Genomic DNA, 16,972 nt, shown 5'->3' with positions numbered 1-16,972 from the left:
CCCAGGATCGGCAACGTCACCATGGAAGCAGCCCTGCCAACGGCATCAACGCGCCCGGCGAGACAAAAGGAAGCCGGGCCGAGATAGCGTTCCAGAGCGGCAGCGCTGCCTGCGATTCACCGCCTGAGCATGGCCGAAATACCAAGGCGGATAAAGGGAAGATATTGGGCAAAGCGAAGCCCTGCATGTCTTGCAAGCCGTGCCGCCGGGTGCTCGCCTGAGTAGAGAGCGACAAGTGCATTCGTAGCATGATAGAGCGGTGCCGCCGACAGACGCAGCCGGCTTTCGTATCTGCCGAGTATGTCGGGATCAGCAATGTCGCGGCGCTCGCGACATGCCGCCAGGATTCTATCGGCGAGTTGCTTCTGGCCACTGAGGCCGATGTTGAAGCCATGCGCGGTCACCGGGTGCATGCCGAGGGCAGCATCGCCGATCAGTGCCGCACTCGGAGCCCAGAACTTGTGCGCCCAGGTCGTGACCAGCGGATAGGCATGGCGGGTGCTTGCCAAGGTCATCTCTCCGAAGCGTCCTCGACACCGGCTCGTCGATTCCATGAGGAACAAATCGTCGTCGAGAGCAAGCAGTCTGTCGGCCTCGCTTGAGCGCAAAGTGAGAAGCAGCGACGACACGCCTTCCATGAGCGGCAACATCGCTATCGTCTGATGGTGATCGAACCATTCGACCGCGATCTGGTGATGGGCGCGCTCGTGCCTCACCCGGCAAATCAGCATGGAGTTGCCAAGCCGATTGATGTCGGCGCCAATGCCGAGCAGGTCGCGCGTCGCGGACAAACGCGAATCCGCTGCAACGAGCAGCCGAGCGGCCAATTGCCTGCCATCAGAGAGCGTTATGACTGCTTCTTTGTGGCTGGTTGTTGCATTGACGACCGAGCGGCCGCACAGCAGCTGGGCATGATCCTGGAAGTGGACAAGCTTGAACAGGGCGTCGCGGATCCGACAATTTGGGACCAGAATTCCGAGTGGTTCCCCAGATCCGCTGGGAGAATCGAAGCTCAGGGCGAAAGGGCTCGATCCGTTGAGCACGCGCGCGCCTTGTAGCGGTGATTTGTCCGAAGCGGGGATGGCATCCCAGGCGCCGAGCTCGCGAAGGATTCCAACCGATGCGTGGGTCAGCGCGATCTCGCGACCGTCGAAAGCCGGATTCGCCAGGCTTTCGAGCGACTGCCGTTCAACCACTGCCACCTTGAGTCGGCTCTGGGCAAGCGACGCGGCGAAGGAAAGTCCGACCGGCCCGGCTCCGACCACAATAACGTCGAATCTATCGACAGAGCCGGCCATCAGCGTGCCGCCATTGCGTCGGCTATCTGCGACGAAGGGCACTGGAACGCATCGCAATCGATCCACGGTTTGCGGCTCATCTCCCCAAGCGTCTCCACGCGACCTAACCGTCCGTTAGACATCCGTTCTCCGTTCAAAAATGCTCAATGAAACCATGCCTATGAAGAGATAACCCTGATGTGGATCAACCAGGCTCGATAAACGCGGCAACGGCGGGTTCACGGTCGACTGGTCGACCGCCACGCCATGGTCTGGTCAGGTCATCATGGAATGGCCGGCTTCCCGTTCGGTGCGGCCCTTTCCTGGCCGAAAGTTCGGCAACGTATTCTGGCTGATCCGTTCGCACCCGTCGCGCGCCGAAATCGGCATGACGCGAAGCAACCGCGGAAAATATTCGAGCGAGTCCTCGCAGGGCAGGCTGGGTCAACTGCGTTGCTCGTCGCGGTCGATCAGGATCCGCTCGGCGGCGCCATCGAGATCTTCATATTGGCCGCTCCTCAAGGCCCACAGGAACCCCGCCAGCCCAAGCACTCCGAGGAACAGGGCCACAGGTATGAGGTAGGCGAGCGTCGTCATGAGGATTGTGCCAGTGCGCCAATGTCCGAGCGCCTGTCATGTCGGGCATCTTGCACCGATGCATTTGACACGAAACCTTGCAGACGTAGCGCATTGCCGATGACCAGGAGGGACGAGGCGGACATCGCGACCGCCGCGATCAGTGGCGTAACGTGCCCCAGAATGGCGACCGGCACGGCGATGCCATTGTAAACGATCGCGATGGCGATGTTCTGCCGGATCAGCCGTCCGGCCTTCCGCGAAATGTCTAAAGCAAGTGGGACCGCCAGAAGACTTTTACGCAGGAACACGAAATCCGCGGCGTTGCGACCGATATCCGCCGCCGTGGCCGGAGCGATCGAAACGTGTGCGGCGCCCAATGCAGGCGTGTCGTTGAGCCCATCGCCGACCATCAGCACCTTGTGGCCAGTTCGCGTCAATGCTTCGATGTGTTCGACCTTCCCGAAGGGAAGCAACGAGGGAACGAAGCGCTCGACGCCCAGTGCTTCCGCGACTTCGCCGCAGGCAGCCTCTGTGTCGCCCGACAGCATCTCCACCGACACGCCGGCGCCGTTCAGTTGCTCGATGGCCGCCTTGGCATCGGCACGCAGATCATCCTCGAAATCGAAAGTCGCGACAATGACCCCGTCCTTCGTCAGAACGGTTCCGCCATAGCCTTGTTTGCCTTCGCCGCCGATCCGAGCTTTCCACTCACGCCATCCGCGGCGACCCAGCCGCCAGGTACTGCCCTCGCCGATGGCTTCGATGCCGAAGCCCGGATGCTCGCTGACGGACGCGAGTTTCGGCTGGCCGGCAAAGGCTGCATTGCCAGCGATTGCCTTCGAAAAGGGATGGCGGGAATGCGCTGCCATCTCGGCCGCCATGGCGAGCATCGTCGGATCGATGGACGGCGCATTGATCAGCCTGGGCAGTCCGAGCGTAAGCGTGCCGGTTTTGTCGAACAATGCCGTGTCGATCCCCGCCAGGCGCTCCATGGCGGAGCCGTCCCTGACCATGACGCCGCTTTCAAACAGCCGCCGCGCAGCGACCACCTGCACGATCGGCACGGCGAGACCGAGCGCACACGGGCATGTAATGATCAAAACGGCGATCGCGATTGTTATTGCCCGGTGCCAGTCGCCGGTCGCCGCCATCCAGCCGAGGAACGTCACAAAGGCGGTGAGGTGGACCACGGGGGCATAGAGCGCGGAGACGCGATCGGCGATCCTGCGATGGCGGGCGCGGCCGCCCTCTGCCGCTTCCATCAGCCGAACCATTTCGGCCAGGAATGAATCCTTCGCGGCGGCCGTCGCCTCGATGGTCAGCGGACGGGTGAGATTGAGTGTACCGGCCTGGACCTGCGCCCCCGGGCCCACCGTTCTGGGCGTGCTTTCCCCGGAAACCAGGGAACAGTCGAGATCCGATGCCCCGCCAATGATCCTGCCGTCGATGGGCACCCTCTCGCCAGCCGCAATCAAGAGCTCCATTCCTGGTTCGATCTCGCCAACCGGCAAGTAGTCGCGCGAACCATCCTCGCGCAGCACCATGGCGCCGCGCGCCGCCAGCCGAGCCAGTCCGTTTACGGCCGTCCGTGCCCGTTCCCGCATCACGTGATCCAGCGTGCGGCCGATCAGCAGAAAGAACAGCAGCGACACCGACGCGTCGAAATAAGCATGGTCGCCATGGTTGATCGTCTCGTAGAGGCTCATGGCGTAAGCGAGCGATACCCCGACCGCGATCGGCACGTCCATGTTCATGCGGCTGTGGCGCAGCGCATTCCAGGCCGAGCGAAAATAGATGCCGCCGGCGAAAGCGAGCGCAGGAATGGCAATCAAGGCCGAGACCCAATGGAACAGGTCGCGGGTCGCGCCTTGCGCGCCGGACCAGACGGAGACTGATAGCAGCATGATGTTGCCCGCCGCAAAGCCGGCCACCGCGACGGCGCGGATCAGTTCCGAGAGCGTCCTGTCCTTCCCGTCAGCCTCGGGATCGAACAGGTGCGCGCCATAGCCCAGCCGTCCAAGTGTGGCGACGAATGGCGGAACCTCGTCGCCGCGCCACCGGACCGAAACACGTTTCGTTGAAAGATTGACACGAGCGCCTTCGACGCGATCCAGCTTGCCGATCGCCGTCTCGATCGTCTGGATGCAGGCGGCACAATGCACAGCCGGCACCGAGAGGTCGGTCTGGCGAAGATTTTCGCCAATCGAGCGGCTCGCCAGTCTGATTTCCTGGCCAGAAGGCAGGACCAGTGTGACGTTTTCCAGGTCCAATGCCATTTCGGCGCCTGGCGCGCAGCAGCTCATTGCAGCGCCCCGTGGGAAATCATGATCCGGCGAACGTCGCGATAGGGTTCCGCAAGGCTCGCATCGGCGTCGATTTCGACGATCCAGACGCCATCCGTGGGCATGTGGTGCGCGGCGAATATCTGACCGGAGGCAGCGGCAAGAGTGACGGATTTGTCCTCGGCCTCGTAGGCGGGATGACGAAACAGCACCTTGACGCCATGCAAGGCAACCGGCTTGCCGACAGCATCGGTGAGGCTGTAGCGGACCTCACCGCCTGCGATGGTCAGTTTGCCAGTCCAGCCGAGGGCTGCCTGAGCTCGCCCCTCCTCGGCCTTCTTGTTGAACTGCTGGCTCGCCACATAGGTGTTTTCGACGACAAGGCCGGTCCAGCTCGTGTTGGCGAGCGTCGCCATCGTCAGATTGACCGCTATGACCACGCCGAAGAAGCCAAGGATGGTGAACAGCATATGCCTGCCGGTGAATTCGTGGGATTGTCGCGAGGTGTCGCTCATCTGGCGATCTCCGGTGCGTTGAAAGTGGCGGTGTATTCGTCCGACTCGAAGCTCGCCTTGTCCTCGACACGGAACTTGAAGGTCTGCGCTGTGCCCTGAATTTGATCTGCCGGCTGGCGCACGAAGACCTTCAGCATCTTAAGCCGGTCGGGTTCGACCTGGATCGCAAAAGCGCGATCGGCGGGGAGGTCGACTCCGACGATGCTCATCTCTGCGCCTGGCAAGCCCCCTATGGTGACGACTATCGTTCTTGGTTCGGGGATCATGTTCAGCAGCTTGACGGTGTAGCCGTTGCGGATCGAGCCGTCGGACAGCGTGACGAATTGCGGATTGCGGTCGTGCAGCACGTTGACTTCGAGCCGATCGCGCGTCAGCAGTGAATAGAGCAGCGCGAGACCGACCGCCGACCAGGCGCCCATGTAGATGAAGGTGCGCGGGCGAAAGATCTTGCGGATATGGAAACGGGCCACCTTGTCGGAGAACAGGCCGTCAGCGCTCCTGACCAGTGACGGGTTGACTGAACCGGAGCCGCCCGGGGTCGCCAGCATCATGTTGGCGTTGTAGTCGGCCAGCGTCGCATAGGAAATCAGTCCGCGCTCCCTGCCGAGCTTGTCCATGATACCGTCACAGGTATCGATGCAGAGCGCGCAGGTGATGCATTCAAGCTGCTGGCCATCACGAATGTCGATCCCCATCGGGCACACCGCGACACAGGCATTGCAGTCGACACAGTCGCCGACGGGCTGCCCGGCGGCAAGGACCCTCTTGGCGTGACGCGAGCGCGGTTCGCCGCGCCAGTCATTATAGGTGACGGTGAGGGAATTCTCGTCGAGCATGGCCGCCTGGATGCGTGGCCATGGGCACATGTAGGTGCAGACCTGCTCGCGCATCAGCCCGCCGAACGTATAGGTCGTCGCCGTCAGCACGGACACGGTGATGTAGGCGACGGGGGCGGCGGTGCCGGTGAAGAGTTCCCCAACCAGCGTCGGCGCATCGGCGAAATAGAAAATCCAGGCGCCGCCGCTCGCCGCGCCTATGACCAGCCAAATGGCGTGTTTCCATGTTCGCAGCACGAGTTTGCGCGCAGTCCAGGGCCCGGCATCGAGCTTCATGCGCGCGTTGCGGTCGCCCTCGATGGCTCGCTCGACGACCAGAAACAGATCGACCCACACGGTCTGCGGGCACGTATAGCCGCACCAGGCCCGGCCGACGGTGGATGTGATCAGGAAAAGGCCGATACCGGCCATGACCAGCAGGCCGGCGACGTAGTAGAATTCCTGCGGCCATATCTCGATGAAGAAGAAGTAGAAGCGGCGGTTGGCAAGATCGACCAGCACGGCCTGGTCAGGGGCAAATGGCCCGCGATCCCACCGCAGCCAGGGCGTCAGGTAGTAGATCCCCAGCGTGATTGCCATCACCGACCACTTGAAGCGGCGGAAACTGCCAGAGGCCCGGGCCGGGAAGATCTTCTTGCGTGCGGCATAGAGCGGCTGACGGGTCTTGGCGGAGTTGACCGCATCGGCTTCGAGCCGTTCTATTTGCGTGTTATCGAGCACGAGAAGCTCCAGTCACCAGCGACGATTTCGCCGGAAGCCCGACCCATCGGTTTCTGGATGATGCCGAGGCCCGGCTCGCGCCGGGCCTCGTCGCTTGGCGGTTGGGGGGAGGACGAGAATAGGCTTGCGTTCCTATTCTCCGCCGCCAAGCGAATGGACATAGACCGCGAGTTCCTTGACCTTGATCTCGCCGAGACGCCCGATCCAGGCCGGCATGACGCCATGCCTCGGGGCGCGGACCTGCGCGGCGATGGCTGTTTCGCCAGACCCGTAAAGCCAGATCGCGTCGGTCAGGTCGGGTGCGCCGAGCTCCCTGTTGCCCTTTGCATTCTCACCATGACAGGCCGCACAATTCTCGGCGAAAACATTGGCGCCGAGTTCGATCAGGCTTGTGTCCTGAACAGGATCGGAGAGGCTTGCGACATAGGCGCCGACCTGCTTGATCTGATCCGTCGTGATGATGTCGCCAAAAGCAGGCATTTCCGACAGGCCCGTATCCGGGTCTGATGCGAAGCGGATGCCGTGCGCAATCGTCTGCTGGATCTGTTCGGCGTTGCCACCCCACAGCCAATCGTCGTCGTTTAGGTTGGGAAAACCCTTGGACCCTTGAGCGCCCGAGCCATGGCACTGCACGCAATTGACCTTGAACGCGGCGCCACCTGCGGCGACCGCGAATTCGCGTAGTGTATCGTCGGCAGTAATCTCGGAGACGGTCTTCGCCTGAATGGCAGCGACATATTTGTCCTTGGCCACTTCGGCCGCCGCCAGTTCATTCTTGACATCTTTGCGGCTCGAATACCCCAGCACACCCCTGGTCGCGGAAGTCAGCATCGGCCATGCCGGATAGACGACGGTGTAGCCGATCGCCCAGGCAATGGTGATGTATAAGGTGATGACCCACCAGCGCGGAAGCGGGTTGTTGAGTTCCTTGATGCCGTCCCACTCATGGCCGGTCGTCGAGATACCCGAAACCTCGTCGATATGCTCGCTGCCCATGATCAGTCGTCCTTGAGAGGAATGTGAGCGGCTCTCTCGGCTTGCCTGCGGCTGCCGGGACGAAGTGCAAAGGCAACGCATCCGAGGAAGAAAAGCGCCATGGCAAGCAGGCCCCAGCTGTCGGCAAACTCCCGCATGAAATTGTAGGTCATCGCCATTCTCCTCAGCGGTAACCGGCGGCTTCGTCATAGGTCCTGAAATCGACCAGCGTGCCGAGCATCTGGAGATAGGCGACCAGCGCATCCATTTCGGTGACCTGCTGCGGATCGCCGTCGAAGTCCCCAACCTTGGCTTTCGGATAGCGTCTCTCCAGGCCCGATGTGTCGGCATTCGCATCGGCCTGCGCCATGAGATCGGCATTGGCATGAGCGATCATGTCGTCTGAATAGGGCACACCGACACGGCTGTTGGCGATCAGATGCGTCGAGAAATCCTTCACCTCGATGGGCATGTCCTTCAGGAACGCGTAGCTCGGCATGATCGATTCCGGCACCACCGAACGCGGCTCGGTGAGATGCTGGACGTGCCATCCGTTCGAGTAGCGGTCGCCGACCCGGGCGAGATCCGGCCCGGTGCGCTTCGAGCCCCACTGGAACGGGTGGTCGTACATCGACTCGGCCGCCAGGCTATAGTGGCCGTAGCGCTCGACCTCGTCGCGGAACGGCCTTATCATCTGGCTGTGGCAGAGGTAACAGCCCTCACGCACATAGATGTTGCGCCCGGCGAGCTCGAGCGGCGAATAGGGCCGCATGCCTTCCACCTTCTCGATGGTGTTGTCGAGATAGAAGAGCGGCGCGATCTCGACGATACCGCCGATTGTTACGACCAGCAGGGACCCGAGGAGAAGAAGTGTGGCGTTCTTCTCGATGACCGCGTGTCTGTCCATCAAGCCCATTTTCTGGCTCCTGATCGCACAGGCTGGAGGGCGGGGATGGAGCGCGGCATCGGATCCTCCTCGCGCTGGTAGCCGAGGATGGTCATGGCGATGTTCCAGGCCATGATGAGGGCGCCCGACAGATACATCGCGCCGCCGATGGCACGCATGATGTAGTAGGGATGCATGGCGGCGACGGTTTCGGCGAAGGAATAGACCAGGAAGCCCTGCTCGTCGTACTCGCGCCACATCAGGCCCTGCATGATGCCGGACACCCACATCACCGCGGCGTAAACGACGATCCCAAGCGTCGCCAGCCAGAAGTGCCAGTTGACGAGCCGCAGCGAATAAAGCCGGTCGCGGTTCCATAATTTCGGGACCATGAAATAAATCGCGCCGAACGAGATCATGCCAACCCATCCGAGCGCGCCCGAATGGACGTGACCGATGGTCCAGTCGGTGTAGTGCGAGAGCGAGTTGACGGCCTTGATTGACATCATCGGGCCTTCGAAAGTCGACATTCCGTAGAAGGCGATGGCCATGACCATCATACGGATGATCGGGTCGGTGCGCAGCTTGTCCCAGGCGCCCGAGAGCGTCATCAGGCCGTTTATCATGCCGCCCCATGACGGCATCCACAGCATGATCGAGAACACCATGCCGAGCGTCTGGGCCCAGTCCGGCAGGGCGGTGTAGTGGAGGTGGTGCGGACCGGCCCAGATGTAAAGAAAGATCAAAGCCCAGAAGTGGATGATCGACAGCCGGTAGGAATAGACCGGTCGGTTGGCCTGCTTGGGCACGAAATAATACATCATCCCGAGGAAGCCGGCGGTGAGGAAGAAGCCGACGGCATTGTGGCCGTACCACCATTGCGTCAGGGCGTCCTGTACGCCGGAGAAGGCTGAATAGCTCTTGGAGCCCAGGAAAGAGACCGGCATCGACAGGTTGTTGATCACATGCAGCATTGCGATGGTCACGATGAAGGCAAGGTAGAACCAGTTGGCGACATAGATGTGCGGTTCCTTGCGCTTTAGGATCGTGCCGAGGAACAGGATGAGATAGGCGACCCAGACAATGGTCAGCCACAGGTCCACATACCATTCGGGCTCGGCGTATTCGCGGCTCTCGGTGATACCGAGCAGGTAGCCGGTTGCCGCCATGACGATGAACAGCTGATAGCCCCAGAACACGAACCAGGCGAGATCGCCGCCGAACAGCCTGGCACGACAGGTCCGCTGCACGACATAAAGTGACGTGCAGATGAGTGCATTGCCGCCGAAGGCAAAAACCACGCCGGAAGTATGCAAAGGCCGCAGTCGGCCGAAATTGAACCAGGGCTGGATGTTGAGATCGGGGTAGGCGAGCTGCAGGGCGATGACCACGCCGACCAGCATGCCGACGACGCCCCAGAATACGGTGGCGATGGCACCGTAGCGGATCGGCCCATCCATGTAAGCGCCGGGGTCGATCGGAACTGCCGGCTTGAACTCCGTGTTGCGCAACAGAATCGCAGTGAAGCCAGCCACGGCGAAGAACAAAACCCACATATGGCGGCGAAAAGGTTCATCTACGCCGAAGCCGGCAGCCACCAGGGCCGCAAACGCAAACAGGCTTAGAAGGACGATCTCTGTGCCGAATTTCATCGCAAGCCCCGATTTCCAATTCCGGCGGGCGCCAAACCGCAGTGCCTTATTGCGCAGCCGTGGCCTGCTCGCCCTGATCCATGTCAGAGCCGCACGATTTTGCTTCGAGCAGCATCGAGTTCAGTGCGATCAGACTGTGGCGATCGAATGTGGAAGCGCAGCACCGGCCGCCACGCTTATGGACAGGCCCGGCGTCCCCGGTCGGGTCGGGTATGGAGGCGATCGCGGGCGTGTGGGGAAGCGCGCCTTCTGTGACGCTGGAAAGTAGGCAGATGCCTTGCCGAACCTCGATCGTTTCAATGCCTTGGGACAGCCAGCGCCAGCGTTGCGCTGCCTTCGTGACATTCATGATTCGGGGGAACGGCGATTTTCCCCTGCGTATGAGGCGTATTGACTTTGGCCGAGTGCAATCCTGCCTGGAACAGCCGGCTGCACGTCGAGCACCTCGAGGATGGATGCTTCGCCGACGAGTTGGCCGAACCACACCTGGCTCAGGCGATCGGATGGAGAGCGGGCTGTCGCTATGCGGCTTCTTCTAAGCCCAACGCGAGCATGCCCTGCCCCGAACGAAATAAGTGACGTAGGCCATGCAGCTTCGGTGTCATTCAAACGGCGGTTGCGCCTCGGCCGCCGCAGCGCCGTTCCAGCCGGCTCATGCTGTCCACGGTGACACGGCGGTTGTTCTCGATCCGAATCACGCCGTCCATTCTCAGGCTGGTCAGCTGACGGCTCACGGTCTCGTTTGTAATTCCAAGGAAATCAGAGATGTCGGCACGCGTCATCGGCAGCTCGAAGCACGCCGACCTAGCCGCCGGGTCAGCACTGGAATCGATGTTCCGGGCGATCATGAGGAGAAAGCTCGCCACCTTCTCCGGTGCGGTCTTGCGCCCCAGAGTCACCATCCATTCGCGTGCCTCGTCGAGTTCGTTCAGCGCCTGCTTGAACAGGCGATGCACAAATTCCGGTGATTCCTTCATCAACCGTTCGATGGCCGCTCTCGGAAACGAGCATAGCGAGACAGCTGTTGCCGCTTCCGCATTGATCGCGCTTTTCATCTTGAAGGGCCGTCCCACAAAATCCGGCGCGAACTGGAGACCGACGATCTGCTGGCGGCCGTCCGAAAGGCTCTTCGTGAGCTTCACCACGCCTGAAAGCACGTTTGAATAACAGTCGACCGCCTCGGCGTCGCCGATCAGTTCGACCCCCGGCTCGATATTGTGCCGCGACGACGTCTTGGCGAGCTGAGCCAAATGGTCTGGTTCGAGCGCACCACAGACACCGCGGTGCCGTGCCTCGCAAGACAGGCAAAGAACGGGAATGCCGGAACTGTGAGTGTCCTGCCGTAATGTCATTCGATCGCTCTACCGGTCCAGTGCGGGCAGGATAGCAATCGACGGTAGAAAAATCCTTGCGGCAGTTTGTCCGTGCTGAACGTTGATCGAAATCAGGGCTTAGGCTCATCCAAGCATCCACAGTTCCGGCGACGCAAACACGGTGGACCACGACATGCGACTGGAGCTAGCTGCCAGACTTGGCGAGAACGTCCCGCGCTATACCAGTTATCCGACAGCGCCGCATTTTCATACAGGCATTGATGCTGCCGTTTGTCGGGGCTGGCTGCAGGCGCTCGACGAGGGCCACGAGATATCGCTCTATCTGCACATCCCGTACTGCGACAAGCTTTGCTGGTTCTGTGCCTGCCATACCAAGCAGACACGCCACTACGAACCGGTGACCACATATCTGCGCTCACTGGATGCCGAGATCGCCACCGTCTCCAGTGTTGTCGCAGGCAAGGGCCGCGTGCGTGCCGTCCATTTCGGCGGCGGTTCGCCGACGATGCTCAAACCGGAGGATCTGGTGGCGCTGGGAACCGTCCTGCGCAACAGCTTCACGTTTCTCCCCGGTGCAAAGATCAGCGTTGAGATCGAACCCAGCGATATGGACGATGCCCGCCTCGATGCACTTGCCGAAATCGGCATGACCCGTGCGAGCCTCGGCGTCCAGGATTTCGACCCGAAGGTGCAGAAAGCGATCAACCGCGAGCAGAGCTTTTTGCAGACCAAGACGGTTGTTGATGGCGTTCGTTCGCGCGGCGTCGAATCCGTCAATCTCGATCTGCTCTACGGCCTGCCGCATCAGACCAGGGAGAGCGTCGCCTCCACGGTTACACAGGCACTGACCCTGGAACCGGATCGGATCGCGCTTTTTGGCTACGCCCATGTGCCGTGGTTCAAGAAACATCAGACGATGATCGACGAGGCCTGGTTGCCGGGTCCGGCGGAGCGGTTTGCCCAATCGCAATTGGCAGCGCGGGCGATCATGGACCAGCGATACGAAGCAATCGGGCTCGATCATTTCGCCAAGCCGGGCGATGCCCTGGCGCTTGCGGCCCGCGCCGGGACTTTGCACCGGAACTTCCAAGGCTACACCGAGGACCGCTACGAGACATTGATCGGCCTCGGCCCATCGTCCATCAGCCAGTTTCGGCAAGGCTATGCACAGAACATGCCTTCGACCGCCGAGTATGGGCGCATGGTCGAGAACGGCGGGCTGGCCGCTGTTCGGGGTATCGCGCTTTCCGACGACGACCGTGTTCGCGGCTGGATCATCGAGCGATTGATGTGTGACTTCGCCTTCTCGGCGATTGAGCTGGTGGAGCGCTTTGGCGAAGCCGGCCAAAGACTTCTCCTCAAGGCGAGTTCCACGGCTCTCCAAGATCCTGCGCGGTTGCTTGAACTTGATGGTGACCGCTTCGTCGTGCCTGCGGAAAGCCGGCCCTTTGTCAGGAGCATCGCGGCAAAGTTCGACAAATATTTCGAAAGTGGAACGGCCAGGCACTCAGCGGCAGTCTGAGCACCGCAGAGGAACGTCATGGTTCTCAGTCGATCGTGAACCGATTGCGCTACATTTTTCACTGTTGATCGGCGACCGTTGTGTCGAGACAGGATTCGGAGCGGACCAGACGCGTCTTGGTATAGCGACGATATCGTCCGGTCGTGCCTTCCGGCGCCGTATTCCATTTCGCAGTCCCTGAAGCGCCACGTCGAGTCCGGCCTCTTTTCTGTATCGGAAGCAGTCGACAATCGTCCTGGCCAGATCATGGTTGTCGGCCGACAGCTCCCTTCGGCCTTGCAACAAGAATCCGCAAGGACCGTGCCAGCTGCAGCAGGCGCCGCCGCATCGCACCACCACACTATCCACCCGTGGCTCGCGCTAACCTTTGATTGGTTCGCGCCAGGCCGACGCCCGTCGAAACCGAGCCTCGGCAACAATCCGAGTCGTAAGCGGCTGGCCACGCTCCTGGTGCCGGTGGCAGAAGTCCGCAAGCACCCCGGCAGCGCCGTCAAGCGTGGGACAACCCGTCCACCCGAATATCCGCCGGCGCAGTTTCAGTGAAAAGCGGGCCTAGGCTAGACGGCTCTCTTGTTACCCCAGAGCATAACGTGCAGCTGCGGCAGCACACGGGCTTCGAACCACCTGTCGCGGGTCACGCTATCAACCAGCCACTCCATGCGCTTCAATATACCGTCAAGGTCGACAGGCCCGTCTTCATTTGCGGGGCGTGGCGGCGTGTGATTGCCGGGTTGCAGATAGATCGGAAGTCGCGGAAATCTCGCAGCGGCGTCTTTCGCGTAGGCGTAGTCCCTTTCGTCGAAAACAATGAGCTTGAGCACGACTTGCGGCCTGCCTTGTGCCGCCTGGAGGCAGGCCTCGAAAGCGGCCCAATCGGTCGTCATTTGGCTTGACGGCGGCTTTGGGCTGAGGACTAGCACGTCAAGGTCGGCAAACCAGTCCCTGGCCACCGAACCTTGGGTTTCCAGCGCAAAACGATAACCTTCACCATGGCCTCGCTCGATGAGCGCGCCGAGCGGCTGGATGGCCGGATTGCCGCCTGACAGCGACACCATCAGCGGGCGGCCACCGGAAAGCGCAAGCACGTTTTGCCACACCGCGCCAATGGACATCATCTCCCATTCATGGCGGAATTGATTGTCCACCGCATGCAGGCTGTCGCACCAGGAACAGCGATAGTCACACCCGCCGGTTCTGACGAAGACCGTCGGCAAACCGATGAGCACGCCCTCGCCCTGGATCGTCGGCCCGAAAATCTCACTCACGCGGATTGCGGGATGCGTATCGGTCATGGCCGGTATTCCGCCCAGGTTTTCGGCGTTTCGCTCACCCGCACGGCCGAGGTTTCGCGCAGGCGTGCCTTGCACCATTCATAAAAATGTCTGGCCAGATATTCCGCCGTGACTTGCTCATGTCCCAGCACGTCATTGAGATGTCGGTGGTCGAAGCTCTCGTCGATGTAGCGTTTGAATGGCGCCAAATCGTGATAGTCGCGCACGAAGCCGTTGTCGTTCAGTCCATTCGCTGAAAGCTCCACTTCAACGATGTAGTTATGCCCGTGCAGGCGCGCGCATTGGTGATCGGGTGGCAACGAGGTGAGCTGATGGGAGGCTGAGAAGTGGAATTCCTTGGTGATGCGGAACATTACGCGGTCCTCCTTCGCAGCGCATCGAGCCAGAAGTCGGAGTCCTCGTAGTCGGTGGGGTCCGGCTGCCCAGAGAGATGAAACGCCTCGCGCCGCTCGACACAGGTCCCGCACCTCCCGCAGTGACGCTCGGCGCCCTTGTAGCAGGACCAGGTCTGCGCAAATGGCGTGCCGTATGCTGCTCCATTCCTAACAATGTCCGCCTTCGTGAGATTCACATAGGGTGCATAAATGCGAATCTCCGCGTAGCCGTCGAGCGCGTGGTCCTGCATCATCTGGAAAGCGTCGATGAAGGCCGGACGGCAGTCGGGATAAATGAAATGATCCCCACCATGCACGGCCGTCGCCACCGCGTCAGCGTCGTGCGCTGCGGCGAAGCCGAAGGCAATGGCCAACATGATGGCGTTCCGGTTCGGCACCACCGTGACCTTCATCGTGTCTTCGGCGTAGTGCCCGTCGGGCACGTCCACATTATCGGTCAGCGCGGAGCCGGAAAGGCCGCCGCCGATCTCGTGGATGTCGATGATGCGGTGCGGGACGCTCAGTCGCTCCGCACAAAGGGCGGCGAAGCCCAATTCCTTCCTATGCCGTTGGCCGTAATCGAAAGATAAGAGGCCGGCGAGTTCGTGCTCCGCTGCCACCTTGTGAGCAAGGGTGACGGAGTCCAATCCGCCGGAGCAGACGACGAGAGTCTTCATTGTTGGGTCCTTGTTTTAACCGGGTAGGCTGCGACCGGAGATTTCTCTGCGCTCCCAGTACTTCAGGAAATCCATTTTGTGAAGTGAACGGGGGACGAGTTTCATGCGCTGACGTGCCGCTGTGTGCAAGGCGCCCTCGCGGTGAGCCTGCAAGGAACACGGACTAGCGAAACGTCACGCTTCAGCGGAATGCTCAAAGGCGAGCGCACCGGAATATGCTCTGCAGGAGGTCCGGACCTTCGTAAACAAAGTTCTCGACGATCAAGCGCCCGGCGGTCCCGAGCTTCGAGGAACGCCACCGCGAGGGTTTTCAGGTACTAGACGGCCCCTTGCCGCAAACAACGGACTTACCAGTGGGATGTTCAGCGACGCCGATGCAAATGTCTGGAATGATCACGACATCAATTGTCGCGGCAACTTTGGCTGGCCTGCTCCTCGGGTTCCGTAGATCCAGCGCATTCCGCTTCAGGATCGGTTCGAACCGGAGCACTCCCTCGGTCAATGGACGTCCGGCAACAACCTGAATGATCGGTCGTGAGCCGACATCTGTGAACAAGCGGTGTGGTCGATTGCTATCACCCATGTGTTGCGCGCAGGTACCTTATGGCAGTGGATGAACTGGATTTGATGGTTTTACAGCTGGCGGTCGAAAGCGTCCGCTCGCTCTCCTTAGGCTTCGCTGAAAAGGCCGCCGAGGTAGCCACCAGGAGCCGCGGCATCCTGCTTTTCGACGTGCGGGTCGACGGTGATGCGGGGGTCCAGCGGGTCGCAGCCATCCGATATCAGGGCGACCAGATCGGCGTGCTGGCGTTGGACAGACAGGGCCTTGTTACCCACCATTGCATCGTCAACGGTACGTTCTCACATTTCATTGCGCCCTTGGAGAACTGGCACAGCATGCCCCTGTCGATGCAGGCCAAGATCGATGCCAACGGCCATGCCAGTCTCTTCCTAGGGGCCTTGCGAAATGCCGGACATTTGCTGGGCAGCTAGCATTTGGCCAGAATGCATCTGTGAATTTTTGCATGCGCATCGCTGCCGACAGCGCCGGCATGATTGTCGTGCTCGAAAACGGCTGCGGCGATCGCGGCAAAGCGATCGCCGCGATGATGGCGATCTACGCGTGGGCGTTGCATCGATGCGCGATCGTTTAGACAGAGGTCTCCGCCTGGCATCGAGCAACATGCACGGAGGTACGCAAAGCGCAAATGCATCAAGTATTTGAAGGGACGAGCCCCTCGCGCAAATGGAGCTTGCGCTGCCGTTGTCGTCCCATCGTGCCGCGGAACTCGGGGGCGTGACGATCGACCACGATGCCCTATTTTTTTGCAAAGCCGAATGTCCCGATTCCGAAGCCAAGGAAAAAACTCCGGCCACAGCGAAGAATAGTAACAACACGGGCGACGCAAGCCGCCTTGCCCTCTAGCAGGGGAGGTGCTTGCGGTGCTCTCACCGACACAAGATCGCAAATGGCACGTGGGTGAGCACCAGAACTGGCGACACGCATGGTGATCGGCTTGACTCGCTGGAGGAAGCACAAGGCCTCAGTGGGCGGAGGCGCCAGCGACGGTCGAATACTGGCTGGCTGCTCGGGATCTGATCGTTGAAATGACGTAGGATTTGGTTGCTTAAGCCGATCCGAACCATTTCCCGGAGACCACACCCACCATGAACGATCTTGCGCTGCCGCTGAGCGGTTTGTCATCAGTCGGCGGCAAGTCCGTCGTCGCCCGTTTCGACGGCGGCATGCTGTCGTCCAACAGCGGCGTTCTGGCCTTGGCCGAGGTGGAAAAGCGGTTGCGGGTGGCCGAGCGTCTGGCGCGTTGCATCGACGATCCGCGCTGCCCGGACCAGGTCGTCCACAGCCTGGCGGACATGATCGGCTTTCGCATGAAGATGATCGCCGCCGGCTACGAGGACGGCAACGACGCCAACCGGCTGCGCCGCGATCCGGTCTTCAAGATGACCCAGGATGCGCTGCCGTCGGGTCGGGATCTGGCGTCGCAATCGACGCTGTGCCGGCTGGAGAACCTACCCGGCGTGCGGGAGCT

The 16,972-nt window shown here is 61.1% G+C and carries 18 protein-coding genes; 4 read left to right on the top strand and 14 right to left on the bottom strand.

The window, feature by feature from the left end; genetic code table 11:
• Nucleotides 1–116: 116 nt before the first annotated feature.
• The 11 genes from ubiM to NKH50_RS25195 all read right to left on the bottom strand — a co-directional run bounded on the left by ubiM (nucleotide 117) and on the right by NKH50_RS25195 (nucleotide 11,074).
• Nucleotides 117–1,298, bottom strand: a complete 1,182-nt coding sequence (gene ubiM, locus NKH50_RS25245) for a 5-demethoxyubiquinol-8 5-hydroxylase UbiM (RefSeq protein WP_352453626.1) — start codon at nucleotides 1,296–1,298, stop codon at nucleotides 117–119.
• Nucleotides 1,299–1,721: 423 nt separating this feature from the next.
• Nucleotides 1,722–1,874, bottom strand: coding sequence for a cbb3-type cytochrome oxidase assembly protein CcoS (ccoS, locus tag NKH50_RS25240; protein WP_352881682.1), 153 nt, complete (start codon nucleotides 1,872–1,874; stop codon nucleotides 1,722–1,724).
• The gene (locus tag NKH50_RS25235; RefSeq protein WP_352881680.1) at nucleotides 1,871–4,159 is read right to left on the bottom strand and encodes a cation-translocating P-type ATPase; all 2,289 of its coding nucleotides are present in this window, start codon (nucleotides 4,157–4,159) and stop codon (nucleotides 1,871–1,873) included. Before NKH50_RS25235 ends, ccoS begins: the two co-directional genes overlap by 4 nt.
• The gene (locus NKH50_RS25230; RefSeq protein ID WP_352881678.1) at nucleotides 4,156–4,653 is read right to left on the bottom strand and encodes a FixH family protein; all 498 of its coding nucleotides are present in this window, start codon (nucleotides 4,651–4,653) and stop codon (nucleotides 4,156–4,158) included. The genes NKH50_RS25235 and NKH50_RS25230 overlap by 4 nt, the downstream gene beginning before the upstream one ends.
• Nucleotides 4,650–6,209: a cytochrome c oxidase accessory protein CcoG gene (gene ccoG, locus NKH50_RS25225; protein ID WP_352881675.1), complete on the bottom strand. Its 1,560-nt coding sequence runs from the start codon at nucleotides 6,207–6,209 to the stop codon at nucleotides 4,650–4,652. The genes NKH50_RS25230 and ccoG overlap by 4 nt, the downstream gene beginning before the upstream one ends.
• 132 nt (nucleotides 6,210–6,341) lie before the next feature.
• Complete coding sequence (gene ccoP / locus NKH50_RS25220; RefSeq protein ID WP_352881672.1) at nucleotides 6,342–7,205, bottom strand: cytochrome-c oxidase, cbb3-type subunit III; 864 nt, start codon at nucleotides 7,203–7,205, stop codon at nucleotides 6,342–6,344.
• A 2-nt stretch (nucleotides 7,206–7,207) separates the two neighbouring features.
• Nucleotides 7,208–7,357 carry a cbb3-type cytochrome c oxidase subunit 3 gene (locus NKH50_RS25215; protein WP_023679629.1) on the bottom strand — a complete coding sequence of 50 codons (150 nt, stop codon included), beginning with the start codon at nucleotides 7,355–7,357 and terminating at the stop codon, nucleotides 7,208–7,210.
• Nucleotides 7,358–7,368: 11 nt separating this feature from the next.
• Complete coding sequence (gene ccoO, locus NKH50_RS25210; protein ID WP_352493086.1) at nucleotides 7,369–8,100, bottom strand: cytochrome-c oxidase, cbb3-type subunit II; 732 nt, start codon at nucleotides 8,098–8,100, stop codon at nucleotides 7,369–7,371.
• Nucleotides 8,091–9,722 (bottom strand): cytochrome-c oxidase, cbb3-type subunit I, encoded by a 1,632-nt coding sequence (gene ccoN / locus NKH50_RS25205; RefSeq protein ID WP_352881669.1) that lies wholly within the window; start codon nucleotides 9,720–9,722, stop codon nucleotides 8,091–8,093. Before ccoN ends, ccoO begins: the two co-directional genes overlap by 10 nt.
• A gap of 46 nt (nucleotides 9,723–9,768) precedes the next feature.
• Nucleotides 9,769–10,071, bottom strand: coding sequence for a hypothetical protein (locus NKH50_RS25200; RefSeq protein ID WP_352881665.1), 303 nt, complete (start codon nucleotides 10,069–10,071; stop codon nucleotides 9,769–9,771).
• Between the two features lie 256 nt (nucleotides 10,072–10,327).
• On the bottom strand, nucleotides 10,328–11,074 hold the full coding sequence (locus NKH50_RS25195) for a Crp/Fnr family transcriptional regulator (protein WP_352881662.1): 747 nt from the start codon (nucleotides 11,072–11,074) through the stop codon (nucleotides 10,328–10,330).
• Nucleotides 11,075–11,228: 154 nt separating this feature from the next.
• Between NKH50_RS25195 and hemN the strand changes: the two genes are divergently transcribed.
• The gene (hemN, locus tag NKH50_RS25190; RefSeq protein ID WP_352881659.1) at nucleotides 11,229–12,578 is read left to right on the top strand and encodes an oxygen-independent coproporphyrinogen III oxidase; all 1,350 of its coding nucleotides are present in this window, start codon (nucleotides 11,229–11,231) and stop codon (nucleotides 12,576–12,578) included.
• Between the two features lie 557 nt (nucleotides 12,579–13,135).
• Here the strand turns inward: hemN and queE are convergent.
• The 3 genes from queE to queC are packed head-to-tail and all read right to left on the bottom strand — an operon-like array spanning nucleotide 13,136 to nucleotide 14,921.
• Entirely contained in the window at nucleotides 13,136–13,870 is a 735-nt protein-coding gene (queE, locus tag NKH50_RS25185) for a 7-carboxy-7-deazaguanine synthase QueE (RefSeq protein WP_352683932.1), read from the bottom strand.
• Nucleotides 13,867–14,223 carry a 6-carboxytetrahydropterin synthase QueD gene (queD, locus tag NKH50_RS25180; protein WP_023722053.1) on the bottom strand — a complete coding sequence of 119 codons (357 nt, stop codon included), beginning with the start codon at nucleotides 14,221–14,223 and terminating at the stop codon, nucleotides 13,867–13,869. The genes queE and queD overlap by 4 nt, the downstream gene beginning before the upstream one ends.
• Nucleotides 14,223–14,921 (bottom strand): 7-cyano-7-deazaguanine synthase QueC, encoded by a 699-nt coding sequence (gene queC, locus NKH50_RS25175; protein ID WP_352683931.1) that lies wholly within the window; start codon nucleotides 14,919–14,921, stop codon nucleotides 14,223–14,225. The genes queD and queC overlap by 1 nt, the downstream gene beginning before the upstream one ends.
• A 603-nt stretch (nucleotides 14,922–15,524) precedes the next feature.
• On the opposite strand from queC, the gene NKH50_RS25170 reads away from it, so the two are divergent.
• The 3 genes from NKH50_RS25170 to NKH50_RS25160 all read left to right on the top strand — a co-directional run.
• The gene (locus tag NKH50_RS25170) at nucleotides 15,525–15,914 is read left to right on the top strand and encodes a hypothetical protein (RefSeq protein ID WP_352881657.1); all 390 of its coding nucleotides are present in this window, start codon (nucleotides 15,525–15,527) and stop codon (nucleotides 15,912–15,914) included.
• A 32-nt stretch (nucleotides 15,915–15,946) separates the two neighbouring features.
• On the top strand, nucleotides 15,947–16,075 hold the full coding sequence (locus NKH50_RS25165) for a hypothetical protein (protein WP_023722056.1): 129 nt from the start codon (nucleotides 15,947–15,949) through the stop codon (nucleotides 16,073–16,075).
• A 514-nt stretch (nucleotides 16,076–16,589) separates the two neighbouring features.
• Nucleotides 16,590–16,972: transposase (locus NKH50_RS25160; protein ID WP_352881655.1), on the top strand; the 383-nt coding region annotated here is incomplete at its 3' end.

The organism is Mesorhizobium sp. M1027, assembly GCF_040318745.1.
Taxonomy (GTDB): Bacteria; Pseudomonadota; Alphaproteobacteria; order Rhizobiales; family Rhizobiaceae; genus Mesorhizobium.
This window is presented reverse-complemented; position numbering and strand designations above follow the sequence as displayed.

What these genes read in the sequence shown, in the direction of transcription:
- ubiM (WP_352453626.1), bottom strand. Translation starts at nt 1,298, where the DNA reads ATGGCCGGCTCTGTCGATAGATTCGACGTTATTGTGGTCGGAGCCGGG.
- ccoS (WP_352881682.1), bottom strand. Translation starts at nt 1,874, where the DNA reads ATGACGACGCTCGCCTACCTCATACCTGTGGCCCTGTTCCTCGGAGTG.
- NKH50_RS25235 (WP_352881680.1), bottom strand. Translation starts at nt 4,159, where the DNA reads ATGAGCTGCTGCGCGCCAGGCGCCGAAATGGCATTGGACCTGGAAAAC.
- NKH50_RS25230 (WP_352881678.1), bottom strand. Translation starts at nt 4,653, where the DNA reads ATGAGCGACACCTCGCGACAATCCCACGAATTCACCGGCAGGCATATG.
- ccoP (WP_352881672.1), bottom strand. Translation starts at nt 7,205, where the DNA reads ATGGGCAGCGAGCATATCGACGAGGTTTCGGGTATCTCGACGACCGGC.
- NKH50_RS25215 (WP_023679629.1), bottom strand. Translation starts at nt 7,357, where the DNA reads ATGACCTACAATTTCATGCGGGAGTTTGCCGACAGCTGGGGCCTGCTT.
- ccoO (WP_352493086.1), bottom strand. Translation starts at nt 8,100, where the DNA reads ATGGGCTTGATGGACAGACACGCGGTCATCGAGAAGAACGCCACACTT.
- ccoN (WP_352881669.1), bottom strand. Translation starts at nt 9,722, where the DNA reads ATGAAATTCGGCACAGAGATCGTCCTTCTAAGCCTGTTTGCGTTTGCG.
- NKH50_RS25200 (WP_352881665.1), bottom strand. Translation starts at nt 10,071, where the DNA reads ATGAATGTCACGAAGGCAGCGCAACGCTGGCGCTGGCTGTCCCAAGGC.
- NKH50_RS25195 (WP_352881662.1), bottom strand. Translation starts at nt 11,074, where the DNA reads ATGACATTACGGCAGGACACTCACAGTTCCGGCATTCCCGTTCTTTGC.
- hemN (WP_352881659.1), top strand. Translation starts at nt 11,229, where the DNA reads ATGCGACTGGAGCTAGCTGCCAGACTTGGCGAGAACGTCCCGCGCTAT.
- queE (WP_352683932.1), bottom strand. Translation starts at nt 13,870, where the DNA reads ATGACCGATACGCATCCCGCAATCCGCGTGAGTGAGATTTTCGGGCCG.
- queD (WP_023722053.1), bottom strand. Translation starts at nt 14,223, where the DNA reads ATGTTCCGCATCACCAAGGAATTCCACTTCTCAGCCTCCCATCAGCTC.
- queC (WP_352683931.1), bottom strand. Translation starts at nt 14,921, where the DNA reads ATGAAGACTCTCGTCGTCTGCTCCGGCGGATTGGACTCCGTCACCCTT.
- NKH50_RS25170 (WP_352881657.1), top strand. Translation starts at nt 15,525, where the DNA reads ATGGCAGTGGATGAACTGGATTTGATGGTTTTACAGCTGGCGGTCGAA.
- NKH50_RS25165 (WP_023722056.1), top strand. Translation starts at nt 15,947, where the DNA reads ATGCGCATCGCTGCCGACAGCGCCGGCATGATTGTCGTGCTCGAAAAC.